General features: G+C 61.7%; 5 protein-coding genes and 1 pseudogene. All 6 read right to left on the bottom strand.

Features of this window, described 5'->3' with window-relative positions; translation table 11 throughout:
- Nucleotides 1–268: 268 nt before the first annotated feature.
- The 6 genes and pseudogenes from LCE31_RS37045 to LCE31_RS37020 all read right to left on the bottom strand — a co-directional run bounded on the left by LCE31_RS37045 (nucleotide 269) and on the right by LCE31_RS37020 (nucleotide 4,423).
- The gene (locus tag LCE31_RS37045) at nucleotides 269–760 is read right to left on the bottom strand and encodes a DDE-type integrase/transposase/recombinase (protein ID WP_225022425.1); all 492 of its coding nucleotides are present in this window, start codon (nucleotides 758–760) and stop codon (nucleotides 269–271) included.
- Between the two features lie 17 nt (nucleotides 761–777).
- A pseudogene (locus LCE31_RS41410) lies at nucleotides 778–921 on the bottom strand (IS3 family transposase); the annotation flags it as partial.
- Nucleotides 922–931: 10 nt separating this feature from the next.
- The gene (locus LCE31_RS37035) at nucleotides 932–1,705 is read right to left on the bottom strand and encodes a transposase family protein (protein ID WP_225022424.1); all 774 of its coding nucleotides are present in this window, start codon (nucleotides 1,703–1,705) and stop codon (nucleotides 932–934) included.
- 209 nt (nucleotides 1,706–1,914) lie between these two features.
- Nucleotides 1,915–2,361 (bottom strand): hypothetical protein, encoded by a 447-nt coding sequence (locus tag LCE31_RS37030; protein ID WP_225022423.1) that lies wholly within the window; start codon nucleotides 2,359–2,361, stop codon nucleotides 1,915–1,917.
- A 690-nt stretch (nucleotides 2,362–3,051) separates the two neighbouring features.
- Nucleotides 3,052–3,816, bottom strand: coding sequence for a cytochrome c biogenesis CcdA family protein (locus LCE31_RS37025; protein WP_225022422.1), 765 nt, complete (start codon nucleotides 3,814–3,816; stop codon nucleotides 3,052–3,054).
- Nucleotides 3,817–3,820: 4 nt separating this feature from the next.
- Nucleotides 3,821–4,423: a TlpA family protein disulfide reductase gene (locus LCE31_RS37020; protein WP_225022421.1), complete on the bottom strand. Its 603-nt coding sequence runs from the start codon at nucleotides 4,421–4,423 to the stop codon at nucleotides 3,821–3,823.
- Nucleotides 4,424–4,653 lie beyond the last annotated feature (230 nt).

The following is a 4,653-nucleotide window of genomic DNA, read 5'->3' as shown; positions in this document are numbered from 1 at the left end:
CAGGATGCAGGTCGCCATCACGCAGGCACCCGCCGCGGGCGGCAGCTCGCTCCACCACTGGCCGGGCGCCCACCGCCGGGCCGGACGGGACTCTCGCGTCTCGAAGGTCATCACCTTTTCATTTCACTGCATAATACTGTGCAACGCTGTCTCTTTACGCCAAATGAGGTTTCCCCGTGATCTTGGACACTGTCGTGTTACGCCGCGAGGACCGGGCCTTGTTGGTAGCGCAGTCATGTCTCGTGGGGCGGTTGATGTGTTTGCGCAGTCAGTGGCGGTTGTAGAAGGTCTCGATGAACGTGAAGATCTCGGCGCGGGCGGCGGCCCGGTCGGACCGGAATCGGGTGCCGATCTCCTCCTTGAGGACGGCCCAGAAGCTCTCGGCCGCTGCATTGTCGTAGCAGATCCCGGTCCGGCCCATGCTCTGCCGACCCTGCAACTCATCTATTTTCTCTCGCAGTTGTATCGACGTGTCTTCCGATCCGCGATCCGAATGAATCACGCATCGGGGCTGCAGCCGGCCCAGCTTCGCGGCTATGTCGAGCGCGTCAAGGACGAGTGCAGCTCGGTGATGGTCGGCCATTGAGTAGCCGATGATCTCGCGGGTGGCCAGGTCGAGCCACGAAGCGAGGTAGAGCCAGCCCTCGGCAGTGGGTAGGTACGTGATGTCTCCGACGTTCTTCGTGCCGGGACAGTCTGCGTGAAAGTCGCGGCCGACCAGGTCGGCGCCGGGGCGGCTTGTTTGGTCAGGCTGCGGCATCCGGTGCGGCGGGTGTGCCCGGCGATCCCGTACTCACGCATGACCCGCTCGACACGCTTGCGGTTGACCGGCCGGCCCTGGCGCCGCAGTTCGGCCGTGACACGCGGCACGCCGTACGTTTTCCTCGAAGCCAGGTGGATCACGCTGATCTCGTGGGCCAGTGAGCGTTTTTCATCGTCGGTTTGAGCTGGCCAGATGCAGCGTGAGGACGGTTTGGACGAGGTTGGTGATGCGGGTGGTCGAGCACCGGAGCTTGCGAAGGAGGCGCCAGGACTTGAGGGTCGCCATGGCCTGCTCGACGGGGGCACGGATCTTCGCGTGGGATCGGTTCACCGCCTGCTGGCCGGCGGACAGGGTGTCCCATCGTCCCCAGTACGGGATGCGGACGGTCCCCCCCCCCGGCGCCGCGGTAGCCCTTGCGGCCCAGCAGGTGACGTTGGCGTGGGTAAGGGCGTCGACGATGCCGTGTTCGCGCGCCGCCCGCACGTCGTGGACAGCGCCGGGCAGGGCGGGTGAATCCCACAGCACTCGCCCCATCGGATCGGTGATGACCTGCACGTTCATGCCGTGCTTCTTGTGTTTCCCGGAGTAGAAGGGTCGATCGGCCGTGACCCGGTCGATCGGTAGCAGCGTGCCGTCGAGCATGACGAACGCCTTGGTGGAAGCGGTCTTCATCGCGTCGGCGAGGGTCGGCGCGAGGGCGGCCAGGACGTCGACGGCCTCGGCGACATACCGGTAGGCGGTGGCGGTACCGATGCCGAAGCCAGCGGCGAGCTGGGCGTATGTGTGGCCGCAGCGCAGGTGTGCCAGGACGAGCAGGGCCTGAGGGTTCGCGCTCACGCGACGCCGGCGCGTCCCGCGTTCCCGGCGGCGGATCCGCAGGCGAGCGGACAGGTAGCGCAGCGTCGAGGTGGACACATCGATGCCGGACGGGTAGACAAGCACGCGGAAGCTCCTGGCAGACAGGCGATCTTGGTCGTGAACCCGTCTACCAGGAGCTTCCTCGCATTCAGACACCGCCCCACCCATCCAACTGGCCACCGACCCAGCCAAGTTGGAAGAGGCTCAGTGGCCGACTTCTGGGTGGAGGTCTTCAGTGTGGCTGGTCCAGGTGTTTCTGCTTGCGGAGGGGCCTGTACCAGCACGCGTGCAAGTTACGAGGTGACCGAATACTCATTCGAGCAAACCTGGCCGGCGCTGCCTCCTACGCAGGCCCAGAACTTGTACGCGTGGTTCTCCGGAAGGTTTCCGGTCTTCGTTGCAGTGTAGGGGGAATTGTGCCCGTACGTGCTCGCCTCACGCACAGGACTGGTTGATAGGTAGGCAGCGATCCCGTAGCCGTCTGCAGCCGGATCTACGGCTTGCAGTTTATCGCCGTTAGCGACCCAGTAAGCCGCACCGGCGAGCTTATTGCCGTTGATGTAAATTGACATGCTGCGCGACCCGTCACCCTGCTCGCCATTATCATAGAATACGACATTCGACGGGATTGCTGCAGTAGCGGCAGAGGCTGCGCTCGCGCCGATCGTCGAAGCCCCTCCCATTAGCATGGCAACCCCAGCGATTACGGATACTGCTCTCTTACTGAGGATGATGTTCATTTACCCCCCCAAAGGTGAAGTGAATGTCGCTTGCCTGGCGGCACTCATGGATCATTGACTTGCTTGACAGGGGCACGCAAGCCGATAAGAGAGCACTTGGCCGAAATGACTCGAATCCATTTCGCGGCTTTATTCGCCCTTGGTGTGAAATGTTCGAAGCATGCCACTAACTGAGGAGAACTCCACTTTAGTCCCCGGGGCATTTGTCCGTGAAATTTGTCAGAAAGACTGTTTCTCTTCAATGACGGCGAGCCGTCGACTCTGTTCTACTTGTCAAGCAACCACCGACCCGTGGCTGACGCGACAAGCCGTGACTATCTTGACGAAGAACTCGCTGGCCAGCTCTACGACTGGCCCGTCAACAGTTCCTGGGCGAACTCGCGATGTATAGTCGACGCACAAAAAACGGAGGGCGTTGGTCCCCTTGTGTGCGACTGAGGAACGGCGACTGAAAACAGCCGTAGGTGCAGACCTCGAACGTCCGATGACGCCTACCTGGGCCGGGTGCGTTGGACCGGCAAACTTGCCGGCGTGATGGTGCTGCTGCCGTACCACGGGGACCTGCCCCTCGCCTCTCATGATGGGAGTGCCGCCACCCGCGATTGCGCTGCCGCGTGGTTCAAGGACTGGCGATGGAGGTACCCGAAGGTGGCAAGGCGTCACACTGGGTTGGAACAGGTGAGCTGGTGTTCAGATCCCCGGAGTGAAGCCGTTGGACCAACTCTGCATCGTCTGGATGATGCCGGCCCACACGCCCGTGAGTAGCAGCAGACCGGTAGTGATCATCATGATTCCGCCGATCCGCATAACCCACACATAGCGCCTCTTGACCCATGCGAACGCTCCAAGAGCCTTACGAAACGCGACAGCCGTCAGGACGAATGGCAGGCCGAGCCCCACGCAGTACGCGATTGTCAGCAGCGTGCCGCGGCCTGCACTGCCCTCGCTGGCTGCCAGGACGGTAACTGAGGAGAGAGTGGGCCCGAGGCAGGGTGTCCAGCCGATACCGAACAGGGCTCCAAGCAGCGGAGCGCCCGAGAGTCCGGATACCGGCCTCTTGTGGATGCGGAACTCGCGCTGCGTCATCCAAGGCATCAAACCCATAAAGAAGGCACCCATTACGATCAATAGAATCCCGAGAGACCGGGACAGGATTTCCTGGTGTTCCAAGAGCGTGGAACCGAAGTATCCGAAGAGCGCGCCCCCTGACGCGAAAACAACAGTGAAGCCCAGCACAAAGAGAGAGGCGCCTGCGACCATACGGCCACGACGAGCGGCCGCAAGGTCTGTACCAGTTATGCCTGTAACGTAAGAAAGGTAGCCTGGCACCAAGGGTAGAACGCATGGCGAGAAGAAGGAAACTAGCCCCGCGAGCACCGAGATGGGGAGGGCGAGGATGAGGGCTCCGCTTAGGACCGTGTGGTTGACTCCCCCGGCTGCGGCAAAATACTCCACGGGATCACTTCTCCAAAATAAGCGGTTTGAGCATTTTGCGTAGACTCTCCTCTGTGAGCTCACGCAGCGCCCGTGCCGCAATCCTCCCATGGCGATCGAGAATAATCGTCGAGGGAATGGCCTGGGGATTCAAGCTTCCTTTGGGGAATCCGTTCAGGATCACTTTCCCCGTTGGGTCGTATAGACTCGAATACTTGATGCCGAAATCTTTTTGGAATGCCAGGGCCTGGCCGCGATTTGCTTCACGAGTGTCGATACCGACGAAGGCGACCCCTTTACTCTCGGTCTCCTGTGCGACCTTCGAGAAATGGGGAGCTTCGGCGCGACAGGGTGGGCACCAAGATCCCCATACGTTGATCACGACCACCTTCGCCTTGAGGTCAGCAACGTTGAAATTTTTACCCTCGATTGTCTCGCCCCGGATCTCCCGCGGAAATTGTCGCTGCCCCTTCGGGACGGTGACAGTTCCATCACTCGATGTCACTGCGCTCGTGGCGGCGCTTGCTGTCGAGGTCTTCCCCTCAGTGCCGCATGCGGCCAGAGAAAGTGTTCCCAAGGTGCACAGCGCGGCCAGCAGAGCGACGTGGGAAGCGCGGCTGATGTACATGGGGGAAAGTTTTGCATGACCCCTCTGTCGAAGTTGCATCACCCCGGTAGACGAGCGCGCGCTGCACGAGTCGTGAACGTGCGTGTGCCGGAACGGTGTTGCTCAGGTTGAGGCGAGCCGGTCGCCAAGGTGTCAAAAGGGCCGGGGCCTTGTCCCAGGGCCTGTTGCAAGATTGAAGATCGTCCGGTTCGCCGGAGTCGCCTGGAAGCAGGGCAAGTATCCCGGTTCGG

It is taken from the genome of Streptomyces sp. 8L (genome assembly GCF_020176795.1).
Lineage (GTDB): Bacteria > Actinomycetota > Actinomycetes > Streptomycetales > Streptomycetaceae > Streptomyces.
This window is presented reverse-complemented; position numbering and strand designations above follow the sequence as displayed.